The 15,854-nt window shown below is 57.0% G+C and carries 19 protein-coding genes and 1 pseudogene; 7 read left to right on the forward strand and 13 right to left on the reverse strand.

The annotated features are described in order from the left end of the window. Positions 1 to 2: 2 nt before the first annotated feature. The 4 genes from GH784_RS23770 to GH784_RS27690 all read right to left on the reverse strand — a co-directional run bounded on the left by GH784_RS23770 (position 3) and on the right by GH784_RS27690 (position 4,047). Positions 3 to 818, reverse strand: a complete 816-nt coding sequence (locus tag GH784_RS23770; RefSeq protein WP_038495639.1) for an ABC transporter permease — start codon at positions 816 to 818, stop codon at positions 3 to 5. Then, a complete protein-coding gene (locus GH784_RS23775) occupies positions 815 to 1,759 on the reverse strand; it encodes an ABC transporter permease (protein WP_111796705.1) in 945 nt (314 codons plus the stop codon). Before GH784_RS23775 ends, GH784_RS23770 begins: the two co-directional genes overlap by 4 nt. Positions 1,760 to 1,781: 22 nt before the next feature. Continuing rightward, positions 1,782 to 3,173 carry an ABC transporter substrate-binding protein gene (locus GH784_RS23780; RefSeq protein WP_236759708.1) on the reverse strand — a complete coding sequence of 464 codons (1,392 nt, stop codon included), beginning with the start codon at positions 3,171 to 3,173 and terminating at the stop codon, positions 1,782 to 1,784. A 592-nt stretch (positions 3,174 to 3,765) separates the two neighbouring features. Then, complete coding sequence (locus tag GH784_RS27690; protein WP_153793911.1) at positions 3,766 to 4,047, reverse strand: hypothetical protein; 282 nt, start codon at positions 4,045 to 4,047, stop codon at positions 3,766 to 3,768. On the opposite strand from GH784_RS27690, the gene GH784_RS27695 reads away from it, so the two are divergent. After that, complete coding sequence (locus GH784_RS27695; RefSeq protein ID WP_322919991.1) at positions 4,046 to 4,189, forward strand: nucleotidyltransferase domain-containing protein; 144 nt, start codon at positions 4,046 to 4,048, stop codon at positions 4,187 to 4,189. The two genes, GH784_RS27690 and GH784_RS27695, sit on opposite strands and share 2 nt — an antisense overlap. A gap of 925 nt (positions 4,190 to 5,114) precedes the next feature. Here GH784_RS27695 and GH784_RS23795 read toward each other — a convergent pair. Both GH784_RS23795 and GH784_RS23800 read right to left on the reverse strand, forming a co-directional pair. Beyond that, complete coding sequence (locus GH784_RS23795; protein WP_246670496.1) at positions 5,115 to 5,522, reverse strand: SDR family NAD(P)-dependent oxidoreductase; 408 nt, start codon at positions 5,520 to 5,522, stop codon at positions 5,115 to 5,117. A gap of 184 nt (positions 5,523 to 5,706) precedes the next feature. Beyond that, a complete protein-coding gene (locus GH784_RS23800) occupies positions 5,707 to 6,603 on the reverse strand; it encodes a LysR family transcriptional regulator (RefSeq protein WP_111800612.1) in 897 nt (298 codons plus the stop codon). 90 nt (positions 6,604 to 6,693) lie between these two features. Here GH784_RS23800 and GH784_RS23805 point away from each other — a divergent pair, with 90 nt between their 5' ends. Together GH784_RS23805 and GH784_RS23810 are read left to right on the forward strand one after the other, a co-directional pair. After that, entirely contained in the window at positions 6,694 to 7,902 is a 1,209-nt protein-coding gene (locus GH784_RS23805; RefSeq protein WP_111800613.1) for an MFS transporter, read from the forward strand. 16 nt (positions 7,903 to 7,918) lie between these two features. After that, on the forward strand, positions 7,919 to 9,085 hold the full coding sequence (locus tag GH784_RS23810; RefSeq protein ID WP_112493374.1) for a serine hydrolase domain-containing protein: 1,167 nt from the start codon (positions 7,919 to 7,921) through the stop codon (positions 9,083 to 9,085). Positions 9,086 to 9,482: 397 nt separating this feature from the next. Here GH784_RS23810 and GH784_RS23815 read toward each other — a convergent pair whose 3' ends face one another. After that, a complete protein-coding gene (locus GH784_RS23815; protein WP_013762451.1) occupies positions 9,483 to 10,031 on the reverse strand; it encodes a GNAT family N-acetyltransferase in 549 nt (182 codons plus the stop codon). A 466-nt stretch (positions 10,032 to 10,497) separates the two neighbouring features. After that, the gene (locus GH784_RS23820; RefSeq protein WP_013762450.1) at positions 10,498 to 11,310 is read right to left on the reverse strand and encodes a nickel-binding protein; all 813 of its coding nucleotides are present in this window, start codon (positions 11,308 to 11,310) and stop codon (positions 10,498 to 10,500) included. Positions 11,311 to 11,548: 238 nt separating this feature from the next. On the opposite strand from GH784_RS23820, the gene GH784_RS23825 reads away from it, so the two are divergent. Continuing rightward, on the forward strand, positions 11,549 to 12,613 hold the full coding sequence (locus GH784_RS23825) for a class I SAM-dependent methyltransferase (protein ID WP_019567392.1): 1,065 nt from the start codon (positions 11,549 to 11,551) through the stop codon (positions 12,611 to 12,613). 161 nt (positions 12,614 to 12,774) lie between these two features. Here the strand turns inward: GH784_RS23825 and GH784_RS27535 are convergent. The 4 genes and pseudogenes from GH784_RS27535 to GH784_RS23845 form a co-directional block, all read right to left on the reverse strand. Further along, positions 12,775 to 12,897 (reverse strand): annotated as a pseudogene (locus GH784_RS27535) (type II toxin-antitoxin system Phd/YefM family antitoxin); the annotation flags it as partial. A gap of 268 nt (positions 12,898 to 13,165) precedes the next feature. Beyond that, entirely contained in the window at positions 13,166 to 13,255 is a 90-nt protein-coding gene (locus tag GH784_RS27640) for a DUF3175 domain-containing protein (RefSeq protein ID WP_112493375.1), read from the reverse strand. 18 nt (positions 13,256 to 13,273) lie between these two features. Beyond that, on the reverse strand, positions 13,274 to 13,465 hold the full coding sequence (locus GH784_RS27545) for a hypothetical protein (RefSeq protein WP_013762445.1): 192 nt from the start codon (positions 13,463 to 13,465) through the stop codon (positions 13,274 to 13,276). Between the two features lie 33 nt (positions 13,466 to 13,498). Beyond that, on the reverse strand, positions 13,499 to 13,702 hold the full coding sequence (locus GH784_RS23845) for a hypothetical protein (RefSeq protein WP_026331086.1): 204 nt from the start codon (positions 13,700 to 13,702) through the stop codon (positions 13,499 to 13,501). A 152-nt stretch (positions 13,703 to 13,854) separates the two neighbouring features. On the opposite strand from GH784_RS23845, the gene GH784_RS23850 reads away from it, so the two are divergent. Together GH784_RS23850 and GH784_RS23855 are read left to right on the forward strand one after the other, a co-directional pair. Next, entirely contained in the window at positions 13,855 to 14,043 is a 189-nt protein-coding gene (locus tag GH784_RS23850) for a hypothetical protein (protein WP_112493376.1), read from the forward strand. 51 nt (positions 14,044 to 14,094) lie between these two features. Beyond that, a complete protein-coding gene (locus GH784_RS23855; protein ID WP_006315847.1) occupies positions 14,095 to 14,334 on the forward strand; it encodes a DUF6894 family protein in 240 nt (79 codons plus the stop codon). On the opposite strand, the gene GH784_RS23860 is transcribed toward GH784_RS23855, so the two are convergent. After that, the gene (locus GH784_RS23860) at positions 14,317 to 15,063 is read right to left on the reverse strand and encodes a Crp/Fnr family transcriptional regulator (protein ID WP_112493377.1); all 747 of its coding nucleotides are present in this window, start codon (positions 15,061 to 15,063) and stop codon (positions 14,317 to 14,319) included. The genes GH784_RS23855 and GH784_RS23860 overlap by 18 nt on opposite strands. A gap of 261 nt (positions 15,064 to 15,324) precedes the next feature. Between GH784_RS23860 and GH784_RS23865 the strand changes: the two genes are divergently transcribed. Continuing rightward, entirely contained in the window at positions 15,325 to 15,663 is a 339-nt protein-coding gene (locus tag GH784_RS23865; protein ID WP_019567397.1) for a hypothetical protein, read from the forward strand. Positions 15,664 to 15,854 lie beyond the last annotated feature (191 nt).

Raw genomic sequence — 15,854 nt, forward strand, 5'->3', positions numbered from 1 at the left:
GCTTACAATCCTCGCATGCGGGGGTCGAAACGATCGCGGATCGCATCTCCGAACAGATTTATGCCAAGTAGTGACAGGGAGATGCAGAGACCCGGGAAGATGCCGAGCCAGACAGCTTCGGCGATGTGCGGACGGCCACTGGCCAGCATGTTGCCCCAGGTCGGCGCTGGCGGAGGCACACCAAGACCAAGGAAGCTGAGTGCACTCTCAGTCAGCAGGACCGATCCGAACATGGAGGTTGCCAGCACGATTACCGGACCAAGGCAGTTCGGCACTATGTGGCGGAACATGGTATAGACAGCCGAATTGCCCATGATGCGGGACGCTTCTATAAATTCCCGTTCACGCAGTGACAGCACCGAACCGCGCACCACCCGCACCATGGAGGGCGTATAGGCAATGCCGAGCGCCAGAATGATGCCGTACATATTGGCACCGGTAATCGACAGCAATGCCAGCGCCAGCAACATGCTGGGAAAAGCCAGTAGCGCATCGTTCAATGCCATGATGACGCGGTCCGTCCAGCCACGAGCGTAACCCGCCAGAACACCAAACGACACGCCGGCGAGAACTGCAATGCACACCGTCACGAGGCTAATAGAGACACTGGTTCCTGCTGCTGTCATTAGCCGGGACAACACGTCGCGACCGAATTCATCGGTGCCAAGCCAGTGAGTAGCGTTTGGTGCCTGCAGCTTGGAGCGCAGATCGATGCGCATCGGATCGAAAGGTGTCCAGATGCGTCCGGCAAGCGCCGCCCCGAGAAAACAGGCGAGAAGGGCGCCGCCGAGGATACGGTTTCGTTGATGGCGTTTCATTCTGCAGTCACTCTCGGATCGAACAGGGGATAGAGCAGGTCAACCAGCAGATTGACGAGCAGGTAAGTGACGGCCACAAACAGCAAGCAACCCTGCACGACGGCGTAATCACGAGCGTAAATGGAATCGACTATCAGTCTACCGAGGCCTGGAATGGTGAACACGGTTTCCACCACGGCAACACCGCCAAGAAGGTTGCCAAGAACCAAGCCAATAAGCGTCCAGGTTGGGCCAAAAGCATTACGTGCCGCATGGCGCAGAAGCACCGCCGCCTCACCCAACCCCTTGGCGCGGGCATGAGTAATGTAATCCAGCCGGAGCACATCAAGCGTCGAGGCACGGGCCATACGAACGATAATGCCTACTTCATGTAGCACCAGAGTTGCCACTGGCATGATCAGGTAGATCAATCCGGCAATCGGGTCGTCAGTGACCGAAACATAACCCAGTACCGGTAACCAGCCGAGTTTGAGGCCGAAGCCGAGCAGGATCATCAATCCCAACCAGAAGGTCGGGATTGAAAGCAGCAAAGTGGACATAGCAACAATAGCAAGATCAAGTCCCCCATTCTGTTTCCATGCCGCCGCCATGCCGAGTGGCACGGCAATAAGAACGGAAAGACCAACTGCAATCAGCACCATCCACGCACTGGTCGAAAAACGCTGCAACACAAGATCAAGCACCGGCTGGCCATTCAGCACAGAGTGGCCGAGGTCACCTTGCACGGCATTGCCAAGCCAGATGACAAATTGCAGTGGCACGGGTTTATCCAATCCCATCGACCTGCGGGCGGCGGCCAGCGCATCCGCATCGGCGAGATCGCCGAGCATCAGACTGGCCGGGTCGCCGGGTATCAGGCGGATGAGGCCAAACACCGCCACCGAGACGATGAACAGGGTGGGGACTGCCGACAATAATCGGCTCAGGGCGAATTTCAGCATGGTCAGTATCCGCCAGTCATTCTCACCGGGTTTTCTCAACACCCCAGAAGCGGGCGAAGCCCTGCCAGGTGCGATATCCCTTTACCTTCGGGCCGGACACGCCGACATCGAGACCGTTGGCGAGCATGACCAAAGGTGCCTGCTCCAGAAAACGGGTATGCAGGTCATCAAAGATCGCCTGACGTTTTGCCTGATCGGTTTCCTGCAGCGCCTGATTGACGAGTTTGCTAACATCAGCATCATCCCAGACAGCATTGGCCTTCTTGGCTTTCGAACCGACAACCGTCTGATAGGCGAGCGCCGGCTCGGTGCGGTTGGAATAATTGAATGCCATGATCTGGTATTTACCGCTATTGAAGCGGTCGAGTTGGCTTGCCCATTCAAGAACTTCGATTTCCGCATTGATACCGGCAGACTGCAACATGGCCTGCGCGATGATTGCGGTATCATAGTTGATGGCCGAGCGACGGTTGGTGAGAATGTTGATCTTCTCGCCTTTGTAACCGGCCTTGGCCAGCAGTGCCTTCACGGCATCAGGGTCATAACTGTAACCCTTGTCATGTGCCGCCGTATGATAAAGCGAGCCGGACGCAACGAGCGAATTGTTGGGAACACCCAGCCCGTAGGTTACGGAATCAACGATCTGCGGTGTATCCAGCGCGGCAATGACAGCCTGACGCATTGCAACCTTCGACATCAACGGATCGGCGGTCTGGAACAGCATGGTCACGAGGCCACCGTGAGGAGCCGCAACAATGTTGAAGTCCTTTTCGTCCTTCAACTTTGCGGCCTCACCCGGCGGCAGGTAGGGCAGCACATCAAGAGCGCCACTTTTGAGACCGGCCACCGCCGTTGCGGTGTCCGGCACAACAACATATTTCACCTCATCAACAAGAACTTCCTTGCGTCCGCCGTAACCGTCGGGCTGCTCTCCTGACATAGAATAGTCAGCGAATTTCTTCAGTGTCAGTCCTTGCCCGCGTTTCCATTCGCCGAACTCAAACGGACCGGTGGCGACTGGCGCCTTCCACTTGCCGTCATCTCCGAACGAGGCACGGTGCACGATACCGGTGGATCCACACTGCGCCTGCGCCATGTAGTTCAGGAACATCGCATCGGGACGATCAAGCGTAACAATAACCGTGTTTTCCTTCGCCACGATTGTCTGGACCTTTGCGTCGCGACTCCCATCAAAAAATGTCTTGCAGCTGAATTCCGGGTCACGAATGAGCTTCTCGAGGCTCCACTGCACATCGTAAGCGGTCATCGTCTCGCCATTGTGGAATTTCACGCCGTCACGCAGCGTAAATGTATAGGTTTTTCCATCGTCGGATACCGTCCATTCCTTAGCCAGCATCGGGCGAACTTCACCCTTTTCACCTGCAGCAACCAGCCCTTCAACCACGTTGAGCATGACGGAATCCGTGCCAGCATCGCGGTTTATGCCCGGTTGGGAGCTTCTGATATCAGCGGTAATCTGCACGTTCAGCGTATTGGCTACAGCCAATCCGGGAAGAGTCAGGGCCACAGATGCAAATAATGCACGCAAGGCCGGTTTCGACAGTGACATAAGTTCGCCCTCTTGTTTTATGTTGATGCAAAAAACATTTCATATGTAAAAATCATAGTCAAGCATGTTTCGATATGCATCATGGAAACATATTCGAGCCACCCCGCTTACATCATGTTGCAACTGTCTGCGGCGGCCCATGGAGGAAGAACTGAAACTGGATGTAATAGGCCTGCGCATTATCGAGGCAATGAAGCTCCACGGACGCCTGACCAAACAGACGCCGGCGTAGCCGTTGGTTTGTCGACCACCCCGGCTTGGGCGCGATTGAAACGGATTGAGGCACAAGGTGTGGTCACTGGTTTTCACGCCCGCTTATCAAGGGCTGAACAACTGCCCGTTTGGGTGCTGATGGACGTAACACTGGCCAGCCATCGCCGGTGGATTTCAAACGCTTCTAGAGCGCTGTCAGCGCCAAAGCGGAAATTGTGTCCTGCTAGTCAGTGGCGGTGGCGTCTATTATTTCCTGACGGTGGAAACCACTGACATCGACAGTTATCAACGCATCGTCGGCCGAATGCTGGCCATGGAAATCGGTATCCACCGCCGCTTTACCCATATCGTGAACCGGGCTGAGAAAGACGGGATGGACTAAATTCACTCCAGGATCAGACCGGGCAGGCTGCGCAGCAGCTCTCTTTGGCCCAATCATGTCGCCCGGTCTGTAATAGGTAAAGCATGTAGATGGTTTTCGGAGGTCGATATTAAATTGGGTCATGGACCGAATCGTTGCCATCCGAAGCTTAAAGAAGCCCGCTCGCGCCATAAAAGGCATTGGCGCGACGCGCCCTTATCTATTTGGATCAACAGCCCGGGATGGAGCCGGCTCTTCCAGCGATTTAGACGTTTTCATTGATTAAGACCCTTCCAAAAAGTTCTCGCTTCTGGAGCTACTTGGGATTAGGCAGTTCCTTGAAGAAAAGCTGGCCATAGAGGTCGATGTGACCACTCGCAATAGCCGCCATCCCATGCTTCGCCGCGACAACGAACAATCGGCTGTTCGAGTATTTTGATGGTAGAGCGAAAAGTTGGGCTTGTTCTGGCGGAAATGCTGGAAGAAATTGAAGGCATTCAGAGCCACACGACCGGTAAGACATTAGCGGACTTTGAACAAGCTTGCCGTCAACCGTGGGCTGGAAATCGTCTCCGAAGCATCACGGCACGTTCCCGATGAATTGCTCGTGTTATCGCCGAGTTGCTGGAGCACAACCTTAACGAAGAGGTCCTCTTTATTCGCGGTCGCTACCATGACCAAGATACGGCATCAGTCCAAAGGTGACTCATCGAAGCGCTCACAAACGATTTCACCGACGATGTTTCCTTGGCCCTGCAGAACGGCGCAGTGGACGTGGCCGACCTGCCATCGGGTACCGTCCTTAGGCGCATTCCTTGAGCTGATTCATATCTTTCCCGCGCACCTGCGGGGACGCAACGGGTCGAGGTGGTTGGACCCTCGGCATTTCGGTCACTTTATTACTCATCGGGGAGGTACGTGGTTTTTCGAAGAACTACATCCGTTCGGATTAATGCCCGTCACCATGTTGGTTTCAAACCCCGACGCTTGCACAGACATGGTCAATCGACTTAAGCGGCTTAGTACCAGCGCCGTTTTTTTTTCCAGCGACCACAGTAGTAAATTCGTCGCAGCGCTTTACGGACTCTGGGCCAAAGTGGTCGACCCGCAGTCAACGAAACGACACCGGTTATGTCCCCCTTAGTCTTGAACCGGGAAGATTCGAATTTTTTGTTGCTGACCATGGTATCGGTGTTCTTACCAGTTTGAGATCAAGCCCGAGCTACGCATATTTGACCGACCATGATTGAACTCGTTCTCTCCCGGGGGATGTCCGTTCGCGACGCTTCCTGCACGGCAGCTAGCTCAAGGGCGATGTTTCTAGCCCTGATATCATCCAGCACGCGAACGCGGTCGGTGTCACTCCGGCCAGGCAGGATCATGTTGACCGTGACCCAGTGAGGCGCGCGCTGCGTCGACAGCGTTTTCGACCACCCGGCGACCGCGGCGCGAACCGCTTTCGACAGGGCAAAACCGGCAATGGGTCGCTCGATGCCCGATGAACCGATGATGATGATGATGATGATGATGCGACCCCATTGACGTTCGATCATGCCGTATGCAAGCGCATCGGTGATCGAAAAGATCGCCCCCCCCTCGAATCGACCGCTGAACGCCATGCCTCAGGCGGCTGACCGAGTGCTGGCGAGCGGCTTTCGGAATGGGCGGAAATGTCGTCGCGCCCCTTGGCCTTTGCGCTGGCCACGTAGGCGCGGACGATCTCCTGATCCTTTCAAGCGAACGTCAGTTGCCGCCAGTGAGGCCTAAGGCCACGAGGTTTGGTGCGAACGCGCGAATGACAAATCACCTATGTTGCTCACGCAGAAGGTTTTCAGCCATAAAGGAGACGAAGGCGGACACCTTCGGCGAGGGATGCCGGTTTGCCGGCCAGAGGATGTGGAAGGCACCGACCTCTTGCATATAGTCCTCAAGCACGCTGACCAGCGTACCTCGCCGGAGCTGCTCCCGGATCGCGAATTGCGGCAGGCATGCAAGCCCGAAGCCCCCCTCGGTCAGGCAGATCTGCGGCTCGAGCGTGCTTGCTACCGATGTCACGGGAAGAACAAGTTCAAGGGCCGCGCCGTCCGACACCATCGGCCAGCGCTCCAGCTTGCCGGTGGACGGATATTTGTGATGATGGCAGGCGTGACCGAGCAGATCGTCGGGCGTCGAAGGCACGCCACGCGCCGCGAGATAATCGGGCGATCCGACGATCCGGTGCGAGAATGCCCCTGCCCGACGCATCATCAATCGCGAGTCCCGGGCTTCGCCGGTGCGGACCACGGCATCGAAACCTTCGTCGATCACATCCACCAGCCGGTCGGTGAAGTCGAGGTCAAGCTCGATCTCGGGATAGGCGCGCATGAAGGCCATGACTGCGGGCATCATCAGCATGCCGATTAGTGGCAGGCTGACACGAAGACGTCCGCGCGGCGCCTGACGGATTTGCGACAGCTCCAGTTCAGCGGCCTCGATCTCGCTGAATATCCGGCGGCAGCGATCGAGGAACAGAGCTCCTTCCGCAGTCAGCGTCAACGAGCGCGTCGAGCGATGGAAGAGGCGAACGGCAAGCCGCTCTTCCAGCCGCGCGACCGCCTTGCCGATGGCCGAGCCAGAAACGCCAAGCCTCGCGGCTGCACCCGCAAAACTACCGCAATCTGCCGTTTGAACGAAGGCATTCAATGCGCCGAGATGTTCCATCCACTGGTCCCTATTGCGGACATCTATGTCCGATATGATGAGAACTCTAGCATAATTCTCCAATCGCGGCGACCGGCTTATGGTCAGGGCATGACAAACATGCACTTATTCGCCGCGTCCCCCGTCGACCCGCCCCAACCTCGTCGTCTGCCGCTCTCGGGCCTGCTCGCACTCGCCATGGCCGGCTTCATCACCATTCTGACCGAGGCGTTGCCCGCAGCTTTGCTGCCGCAGATCGGCGCGGGCCTTGCCGTGTCGGACGCACTGGTGGGCCAGATGGTGACGATCTACGCGATTGGATCGCTCATCGCCGCGATCCCGCTGACGGCGGCGACGCAAGGCATACGACGGCGGCGGTTACTCCTCGCTGCCATCGCCGGTTTCGCAATCGCCAATACAGTTACAGCCGTCTCCTCTAGCTATCTGCTGACGATGGTCGCACGATTTTGTGCCGGCGTTTCGGCCGGGTTGCTCTGGGCGTTGCTCGCAGGCTATGCGGCACGCATGGTGCCCGAGGCACTAAAGGGACGGGCTATCGCGGTGGCCATGGTGGGCACGCCGCTCGCGCTGTCGCTTGGCATTCCGGCCGGTACTTTTCTGGGCACCCTCCTCGGGTGGAGGGCGTGTTTTGGCCTCATCAGCGGCTTGACTCTGGTACTGGTTGTTTGGGTTATCGCGAAGGTGCCGGACTTCGAAGGCCAGCCTATGGAGCGTCGCCGCGGGCTCAGCACGGTGTTTACTCTGCCCGGCGTGCGCCCGGTCCTGTTCGTCACCATTGCCTTCGTCCTCGCTCACAACATCCTGTACACCTATATCGCCCCGTTCTTGGTCGAGGCCGGCATGGCAGCGCGGACCGATCTTGTGCTTCTGGTCTTCGGCACGACAGCACTGGCAGCCATCTGGATCGTCGGTGTCCTGATTGACCGCCAACTGCGAAGCCTGTCGCTCGCCAGCATCGCTTTGTTCGGGCTTGCAGCGCTGGCGCTTGGGCTATGGGGTGAGAACCCAGCGGTTGTCTACGGTGCAATCGCGGTCTGGGGCCTCGCTTTTGGCGGAACCGCCACGCTGTTTCAGACCGCTCTTTCGAACACCGCAGGCGATGCTGCCGATGTTGCTCAATCCATGCTGGTCACCGCCTGGAACCTGGCAATCGCCGGTGGCGGTATCGTCGGCGGGTTGATCCTGCAGCAGAGTGGCGTTGGCGGCTTCGCCCCAGCCATTCTTATCCTCCTCGTCCCGGCATTCATCACAACACTTCTTGCACACCATCATGCCTTCCCACCGGCTGCCAATCCCTGATCCAAAGGAAATTCTCATGACATCCTCAAATTCTTCGATCGTATCGCGCCTGGACGCTGTGATAGACGGCGCGATTGCAGCCGAACGCATCGTCGGTGCTGTCGTCCTTGTCGCGCTCGACGGCAAAACAATATATTGCCGCGCAGCAGGGCTCGCCGACCGGGATGCCGGCACGGAGATGCGAACTGACGCTATCTTCCGACTGGCCTCCGTCTCGAAACTCTTCTCCGCTGCGGCTGCCCTAGCGCTGGTCAGTCGCGGGATACTGGATCTCGATCGACCAATCACGGAATGGCTACCGGCGTTCACGCCGACCTTCGAGGGACGACCGGCTCTTATCACCTTGCGTCATCTACTCAGTCACAGCGCAGGGCTCAGCTACGGCTTTTTTGAGCCGGAAGGCGGGCCTCTCGCCCAAGCAGGCGTGTCGGACGGTATGGACCGCTCCGACCTGACGCTTGCCGACAACATCCGGCGCCATGCCGGCGTCCCCCTCTCCTTCGCTCCGGGGTCGGCATTCCGCTATTCGTTGGGGATAGATGTTGTGGGTGCGGTGATTGAGGCGGCAACAGGGCTCGCCTTGCCGGAATCCATCCGCAAGCTCGTCACCGAGCCGCTCCGTCTTAAGGATACCGGTTTTGCGCTTTCCGATCCATCCCGGGTTACGGCTGCATACGCGGACGCCACGCCACGTCCCCGCCGGATGCACGAACCGGACTGCTTGCCATTGCTCCCCGGTATGGCAAGCGTCATGATGGATCCATCACGGGTGTTTGATACCAAGGCTTTTCCTTCAGGCGGCGCCGGTATGGTCGGCACAGCGTTCGATGTGTTGCAGCTGATAGAAGCGTTACGGCAGGGCGGCGGTGATATGATGACTGCCGATCATGCCTCCGTGATGGCGCGTGACCAGATAGCCGGGATCGACATCGAGGGATCGCCGGGCTGGGGCTATGGTCTCGGTTTTTCGGTGCTGCGCGACAGCCAGGCCGCAGGCGTGGCCGAGCCGGCAGGCACCTGGCGCTGGGGCGGGGCCTACGGGCATAGCTGGTTCACTGACCCAAGCAACGGCCTGACAGTTGTGGCCCTGACCAATACCGCATTTGAAGGCATGTCTGGCGCCGGGCGGTTTTCTACCGATATCAGTCGGGCCATCTATGCAGCGATGGCGGAGGCGTCATGAGCGAGAAGTGAAATTAGCGATGCTATCCAACAATTCTAATCGAAGACTACGCCTTGAGGCGGGTTCAAACAGGCGCCCCTCTTTGCGACCATGCTATAACAACGATTTATCCGTCTCGCGCAGATAATCTCCCTTCACCGAAATATCATTCGTTCACACGATTAGCCAACAGCTTCATGAGATTCATTCATTCGTGAAGAACCGCCACGATTAGGGCGGGCGCATCCTGATGTTGACACCGTCCGGCGACTGAAGGCCGCGGGGAGATTAGAGCTGTATGCGTATCATCCTGAACATGATCCAGATTTTTGCCTTGGATTTCGCATAGGAGTCGCTCGTGAGAGACCCAGTTGGTTTATGCGGGAAGCTACAGCCGGATTGGTAACCCGGGACGGTCTCAGCGAACTTTGGAATACAGGAAAGCGTCCCTTGGTTCGTTCGACAAATTTGGATGGAAAAGATACCGCCGAAGCAACGCTTCCTGGGTCATACCAGCCTTTTCCATCACACGTGCTGAGGCCACGTTCATGACATCACAAGCTGCCTCGGTGCGATAGATCATCGGATGGGTAAGGGCATGCTCGATCGCCCATTTTACCACTTCAGTCGCAACGCCCTGTCCCCAGTGATCCTTCCGGACAAGCCAACCGTAGGAAACTCGCGGTCCCGCCAGTCGCGCGTCAATCCTTCCAACAAGTTCGCTCGGCACTTCGCGTCGGCAAATGACCGCTGGAAACGTGGAGCCACCTTCCCACTCCAGATAGGAGCGTTCCGCAGCCTCCTGCGTCTGGGAAAGGTCTGTGTGCGGACGCCAAGTGAGATATTTCGTCACTTCACGATCAGTTGCCCAACCAGCAAAGATTGCGTCGCCATCAGATGGTTGAACCCGCCTGACTAGAAACCGCTCTGTGAAGAATTCCTCCGGGAGGCGATACGCCAAGTCCATTCCATCGATCCTTGATCGCGCTCTTGCTAGCGCCATTGCAGCGTACCGCTTGGCGGCGCGACGTACATTATTTGCGGCCGATGCCATGCAACGTTTAGAGATTTCCCAAATTAGCCATGGAAATCAGTGCCTGAAATGGAATTCTGTGGTTTTTCTATCTAATGCCGCACTTTTCATCAATATCCTCCCAACCAAGGCGACATTGAATTGCATAGTGACCGTGACCTGCCACTGAGAATTTCCTCCAGAATAAATTTGAGTCCGGCCCATTTTGAACCGCCCCAGGTTTCTGGACCAGCTGAGGCTAGAGTTTTCCGGCTTCGCAGAGCGGCCGCCCAGCGGTGGTGCAAGTGTCCACACCCCGCCAGACATCAGGCCGGTGTTGCCCGACCGAACAAACCGCACGGTGGCTCAACGCAGATTACCATTTGATGGTCATTTCTACATCGGATTTCAAATCACGTCGCTAGTGCAGCCACTCGCAACGATAGGCGATGACCGGCTCGGCAAATCCTTTCAGTCTGTATTGATTGCCATGGACGAGGACATCGGCGCTGCCATATTCCTGGAAGGTCTTGTCCGATATCAGGATCTGGTCGCTCTCGGCCGCGGCACAGAGCCTGGCTGCCAGTTGCACGGTCGCACCGAAGAAATCATTGCTGTCCTCGACCGGCTCACCACAATCCAGTCCAATGCGGATGTGAATTGGCTCACCGTTGCCGCTGTTGTAGCGATGGAACTCGCGCTGGATATCAATGGCGCAATCCACGGCAAACGGTACGGACGAGAATACAGCCATTATGCCATCGCCGGTGTGCTTGACCTCTCGCCCCGACCGTCGCCCGAGACAACCACGAACCAGGGCATCGTGTGCGCGGACGAGTTCCGCCGCCATACGATCGCCAAGGCGGGCCGTCATCTCGGTTGAACCGACAATATCAGTGAACAGGATCGCACGGTGGCCGGCATCCATATCTTTCGAGATGGTAGCAAGCGACAAGGGATCCTGTATTCGCCCGAGAAATGCTTCCACAGCGGACAGAGCGACTTCCACAACTTCACTGGCGACAAATCCGTGGGCTTCCCGATGTACGCACTGCGCAGTTTCAGCGTCTGGAGCATCGATAAGGCAAAAGGCCGTACCACGCCTTTCATCAAACCAGTAGGTCAGGAACCTGACGCCGTACTGCTCCTGAATGTTGAGATCTTTAAGATGTGCCGCGGCGATATCCGCCGCTGAAACTCCCGCAAGCTCGTGCCGGTCCATGAAGATAGGCATTGCTTCCTCCCGGGAGTATATCGTTGCCTGGTCTTCAAGCCAGTTTACGACTTCCCCGCGCTATCGTCCATCACTCTTACGGGTAACGCCAGTCAGGAGCGGACCACCGATAGAGCGATATTGGTTTGCGTGACAAATTCAGGGTATTCGGCTATATTACTTCGCCTACGAGCATTCACTGACGCGTAAATTTTCGGTCAGCCTTTGCCCGCCAACTCAATTAATTGGGGGGAATGAAATGACACAGCTCGACGAAACAAAACTGAATTCTTTTATTGGCAGAATACTGGGCGATCTAGGCGGAGCCTTCAGTGTTCCAACTGTTAGGATTGGCTTGAGACTGGGGCTGTTCGATACGTTGCACCGCGCCGGACCGCTAACATCCACAGGCCTTGCGGCAGCCTCCGGTAACCTGTTGGAGCGCTACGTCAGGGAGTGGGCGCTGGCACAGGCGGCAAACGGCTACATCGACTACGACAGCGGTTCCGGGATGTTTAGTCTCTCACCCGAGCAGGCGATGGTGTTCGTCAACGAGGACAGCCCCGTCTATCTCGAAGGGGCTTTCGATCTGGTCGCGGCGATGATCGAGGGAGAGCCCAAGGTTGAGCACAGCTTCCGGACCGGCGGCGGGGTGCGATGGGGTGACACTGCAGCTTGCCTGTTCTGCGCAACGGGCGCGTTCTTTCGGCCGGGATATGTGAACAATATTGTCCAATCGTGGCTGCCCGCCCTTCATGGCGTCGAGGACAAACTGGTGAAGGGCGCCCGGGTCGCCGATGTCGGCTGTGGCGTCGGCTTCTCGACAATTCTTATGGCCGAGGCGTACCCCAACGCCAGCTTCACAGGCTATGACTTCCACGAGCCATCCATAGAAGAGGCCAACAAGCATGCCCGAAGCCATGGGGTGGACGACCGGGTGAAATTCGTGGCGGCGACGGCCAAAGACATCAAGGATACGGATTTCGATCTCATCACCAGTTTCGACTGTCTGCATGATATGGGTGATCCGCGTGGGTGTGCGGGGCACATGTCTCGTATCCTCAAAAATGACGGCACCTGGATGATCGTTGAACCTATCTCGGGCGACCGCCCGGCGGACAATATGAATCCTGTCGGCCGCCTTTACTACAATGCATCAACCATGATTTGCGTGCCAACGTCACTTGACCAGGAGGTGGGTGAAGGATTGGGAGCTCAAGCTGGCGAAGCTAAGCTCTCAGAGGTCATTCGTTCGGGTGGCTTTTCCAGCGTCAGGCGAGCCTTCACCGGGCCTTTCAACATGGTTCTGGAAGCGCGGGTTTAGGAGTGTTTCGGGAGCGTTGCGCGCCAGCATTGTAGACCAGAGCATTTGCCAGTTCATAGTGCGGAACATGGCGACGAGATTTGGTGGCTATCAGCCGTTAGTGCTCGTGCGTCGTCGGCGAGGTTGCGGCGCTTTCCGATGAGGCGCTCGAACTCGCGTTACGTCATCAACACATGAGATGGCCTGCCGCGATGGGTGATCGTCACGGATCCCGCTTGGGCGGCTTTCTTTGCCTTGCTAACGTCAAGATCGACTTCACTGCAGGAAAAACGTGTCATGGTCATCGGAAACCTCTATGTAATCCGAAATCCGCAATGCGGAGGAGCCACCTCCCCTGCGGCATCCCAATCTGGCAAAATTTTATCATGAGGAGATCGCTGCTCTTCACGACCAGCTTGGCAACGAGGAGACGAGGGCACAGGCGGCCGACAAGCTTCGCACGCTGGTAAACCGCATTGATCTCGTGCCGATGGTGCGGAACTGGTGATCGTACTACGCGGCGATCTGACGCGATCCTGACGTTTGCTTCGGGCAAGAGGAAAACAGAGTTCCTCAACGAGAGGCGTCTTTCTCAAGATCGAGCGCGTCGCTTTCCTTGGTCACCTTCTGCGACCATTTCTTTTTCTTTTTCGCCTTTTTCACTGTTTCTCTCTCGGCGAATCATGATTTTCGGTATGGGTCATGGGTATGGTGACTGTCACGCCCACGACCTCCTCCGGAAACCCTGCTCTTCGAACGCTTGTCGTTATCTGCGGCGGGTTTCTTGATTTCCAAGGGTGCCTTCGCGTTTTCATGCGATGCACCCGGCCCGCCCTGACGGATGCTGGCCGGTATTTTTGTTGAAGTGAACATGTCTTCCTCCGGTCGCAACGGACGAGCCGCGCATTACTTCTCGTCGCGCGTTTTCATTGCGTCGGAAACACGCTTCTTACGTGGGTTTTTGACGTTCTCCCCAACAGCCTCCCGATCGTGCTCGGGATCGTCAAGGGGCTCCATGTAGCCGCTGGGGCGGGTTTCCTTCGGCCCCTCCCAACGGGGTGATTGGTCGGTGGTGCCGGGAGCGCCACCTCGTGGAGAATTATTGGTCATCATTGCCTCCGGTTGGGTTGCGAACCCACCCAACCTCTTTGCGGCGACGATGTTCCGCGAAGACAACAACACAGCAGGGCAACTTTTTTCGAAACAATTTCGCGTTGCCCCGGTTAGGCGCGAGAGAAAATTCAATCCGAGGGAACATGACGATGACGGACAAATCCGGCAAATCCGATCGCATCCCCAGAATGGCTTATGAGCAGCAGCAGGACTTTATCAGGCGCTCGTCACTGCAATTCCTGGAATGCGCTATTCATTTATGCGCGACCAATATGAGCATTTCCGAACTTGCCGCCCGGCTTGAGAAACAAGCCCAATATTTGCGACAGTTCGGCTGAGGACAAGCCGCGGTGCGCCTGGGGCGACCATGTCTTTCCTGAGGAACCAACATGCCAAGATTTTTCTTCACCGTGATCAGCGGCAAAAACATCCTCGATGATCCGGAAGGCAGCGATCTGCCGTCGCTCGACCGGGCGATCGAGGAGGCGCTCCAAGATGCCCGGGCGCTGATGAGCGAGGCAGTCCTGCAAGGGCGCGACATCTCGGAAGGATGCATCATCATCCGGAATAAACAGCAGGAAGTATTGAAAGTCGTCCGCTTCGCCGACGCGCTAGGCAGAAATGACTGATGGCGTTGCAACGTCCGTCCGCATACGAGTTATCAGTTTTTCATATTCTTTTTCCGGGACGCCGTAGGTCGTGCCGGCGACGTCTTCCAATATGCTTCGATTGACGATCCGGACGTTTCCTCGGCTGGCACGGATGGCATGAATGCCTTCGAGAACATGCAGCTCGTTGGTGATGCCCGGCCGCCGCACGCCAAGAACCGTGGAGAGGAACTCATGGGTGATCGGCAGATCATCGGTATCGAGCCGGTCATGACACATCAGCAGCCAGCGCGCGAGCCTTTCGCGCAGACTGTACTGCCCATTTGCCAGCACAAGCTGGCCCACCTGAAGCAGACAGATATTGATATAGCCCAGCAAAAGCTCCCGCAGCCGCACGTCGTTCTCCATCTCCTGTCGCAGTTCGACGGCGGGGATCAGAAAGCCACGGCCGCCGACACCCATGACGGTTTCATCCGGCGTGGTTTCCGCGCCCAGAAGAGCGGGCCAGCCGGTGATCCCCTCCCGGCCGACGAGCACGGTTTCTATGCTTTTACCGCTACCGTTATGAACGACGGTGGATGCCAGACCGGTTTCGATGAAACAGAGATGGGAAACAGGCACGCCAGGCGCAACGAGCTGATACCCCGCCGGCAGATCGACGTGCTCCATTCGAGACGCGAGCCGTGAAATCCCGTCCATGCCCAGGGTTTTCAATAGCAGGTTATAAACAAAAAAATCAGATCCAAGCATAGCGGTTCGCCCGGTTCGCCCCTTGCTCGAAAACAACAATATGCCGCGGTCATATTAACAGCGGAAAATCGCATGAAAACAGTGAGTACGTTTCCGTACGAATTTGCAGGAGGGTCCCTTGCTGCATCGGGGAATGGCCGAATAGGCGAAATTCTTGCCGGGACGACTTAGCGAAAGCAATCCGCCGCATCCGCCTTCAATATCTGGAACAAGCTCTTCCAATCGTGGTTAGGGGCTGCCAAACAGGGAGGCTTGAACACCATGAAAAAGAACATCGAATACCAGATCACGGCGCATGAAAATGGATGGGCCGTCGTCATCTCTGATATCATAAGAGGCGTTTATCCCAGCCGACATCTCGCGCTCGCGGCAGCAAAGCTGCTGGAGAACGATATGCTGCGGACCGAAGAGGCGAGACGCTTCGCTCAAACCACCCATATGACGCTGACCGATACCGCAGCCCCCAATCGGGTGTCGCGGTCGCTTCAGGTAATGGTGGCGGTGCCCCATCAGGTGGATGTTCCCCTGCGACGCAGAAGCGCAGAAATCAGCGTTCCACCGTCGACTGATGGTCGCAATCTGGAGGCGGGTAAGGTCTAGGCGAAATGACGGGCCGGCGCCGGCTCACGCGGTGCGACCGGGATGCGTCGCGATTAAAAAATAGAGCGCAATGGCGGCCGCCAGCGCAAATATCACAAGCGTATAGACCATCATGGTTTTCCAGGTGCGTTTGCGGCCGCGAAAATCGCCGTCATGGGTGAAAAGTTTGAATCGAGCCTTTCACTTACCGG

Source organism: Agrobacterium tumefaciens (assembly GCF_009649785.1).
Lineage (GTDB): Bacteria > Pseudomonadota > Alphaproteobacteria > Rhizobiales > Rhizobiaceae > Agrobacterium > Agrobacterium tumefaciens.

Bases quoted from the DNA above. Each gene is read 5' to 3' on its own strand.
- GH784_RS23770 (WP_038495639.1), bottom strand. From the start codon at position 818: ATGAAACGCCATCAACGAAACCGTATCCTCGGCGGCGCCCTTCTCGCC.
- GH784_RS23800 (WP_111800612.1), bottom strand. From the start codon at position 6,603: ATGGAACATCTCGGCGCATTGAATGCCTTCGTTCAAACGGCAGATTGC.
- GH784_RS23795 (WP_246670496.1), bottom strand. From the start codon at position 5,522: ATGGCGTTCAGCGGTCGATTCGAGGGGGGGGCGATCTTTTCGATCACC.
- GH784_RS23805 (WP_111800613.1), top strand. From the start codon at position 6,694: ATGACAAACATGCACTTATTCGCCGCGTCCCCCGTCGACCCGCCCCAA.
- GH784_RS23865 (WP_019567397.1), top strand. From the start codon at position 15,325: ATGAAAAAGAACATCGAATACCAGATCACGGCGCATGAAAATGGATGG.
- GH784_RS23815 (WP_013762451.1), bottom strand. From the start codon at position 10,031: ATGGACTTGGCGTATCGCCTCCCGGAGGAATTCTTCACAGAGCGGTTT.
- GH784_RS23810 (WP_112493374.1), top strand. From the start codon at position 7,919: ATGACATCCTCAAATTCTTCGATCGTATCGCGCCTGGACGCTGTGATA.
- GH784_RS23820 (WP_013762450.1), bottom strand. From the start codon at position 11,310: ATGCCTATCTTCATGGACCGGCACGAGCTTGCGGGAGTTTCAGCGGCG.
- GH784_RS23845 (WP_026331086.1), bottom strand. From the start codon at position 13,702: ATGACCAATAATTCTCCACGAGGTGGCGCTCCCGGCACCACCGACCAA.
- GH784_RS27545 (WP_013762445.1), bottom strand. From the start codon at position 13,465: ATGTTCACTTCAACAAAAATACCGGCCAGCATCCGTCAGGGCGGGCCG.
- GH784_RS23825 (WP_019567392.1), top strand. From the start codon at position 11,549: ATGACACAGCTCGACGAAACAAAACTGAATTCTTTTATTGGCAGAATA.
- GH784_RS23775 (WP_111796705.1), bottom strand. From the start codon at position 1,759: ATGCTGAAATTCGCCCTGAGCCGATTATTGTCGGCAGTCCCCACCCTG.
- GH784_RS23780 (WP_236759708.1), bottom strand. From the start codon at position 3,173: ATGCTCAACGTGGTTGAAGGGCTGGTTGCTGCAGGTGAAAAGGGTGAA.
- GH784_RS27690 (WP_153793911.1), bottom strand. From the start codon at position 4,047: ATGACCCAATTTAATATCGACCTCCGAAAACCATCTACATGCTTTACC.
- GH784_RS23850 (WP_112493376.1), top strand. From the start codon at position 13,855: ATGACGGACAAATCCGGCAAATCCGATCGCATCCCCAGAATGGCTTAT.
- GH784_RS23860 (WP_112493377.1), bottom strand. From the start codon at position 15,063: ATGCTTGGATCTGATTTTTTTGTTTATAACCTGCTATTGAAAACCCTG.
- GH784_RS23855 (WP_006315847.1), top strand. From the start codon at position 14,095: ATGCCAAGATTTTTCTTCACCGTGATCAGCGGCAAAAACATCCTCGAT.
- GH784_RS27695 (WP_322919991.1), top strand. From the start codon at position 4,046: ATGGACCGAATCGTTGCCATCCGAAGCTTAAAGAAGCCCGCTCGCGCC.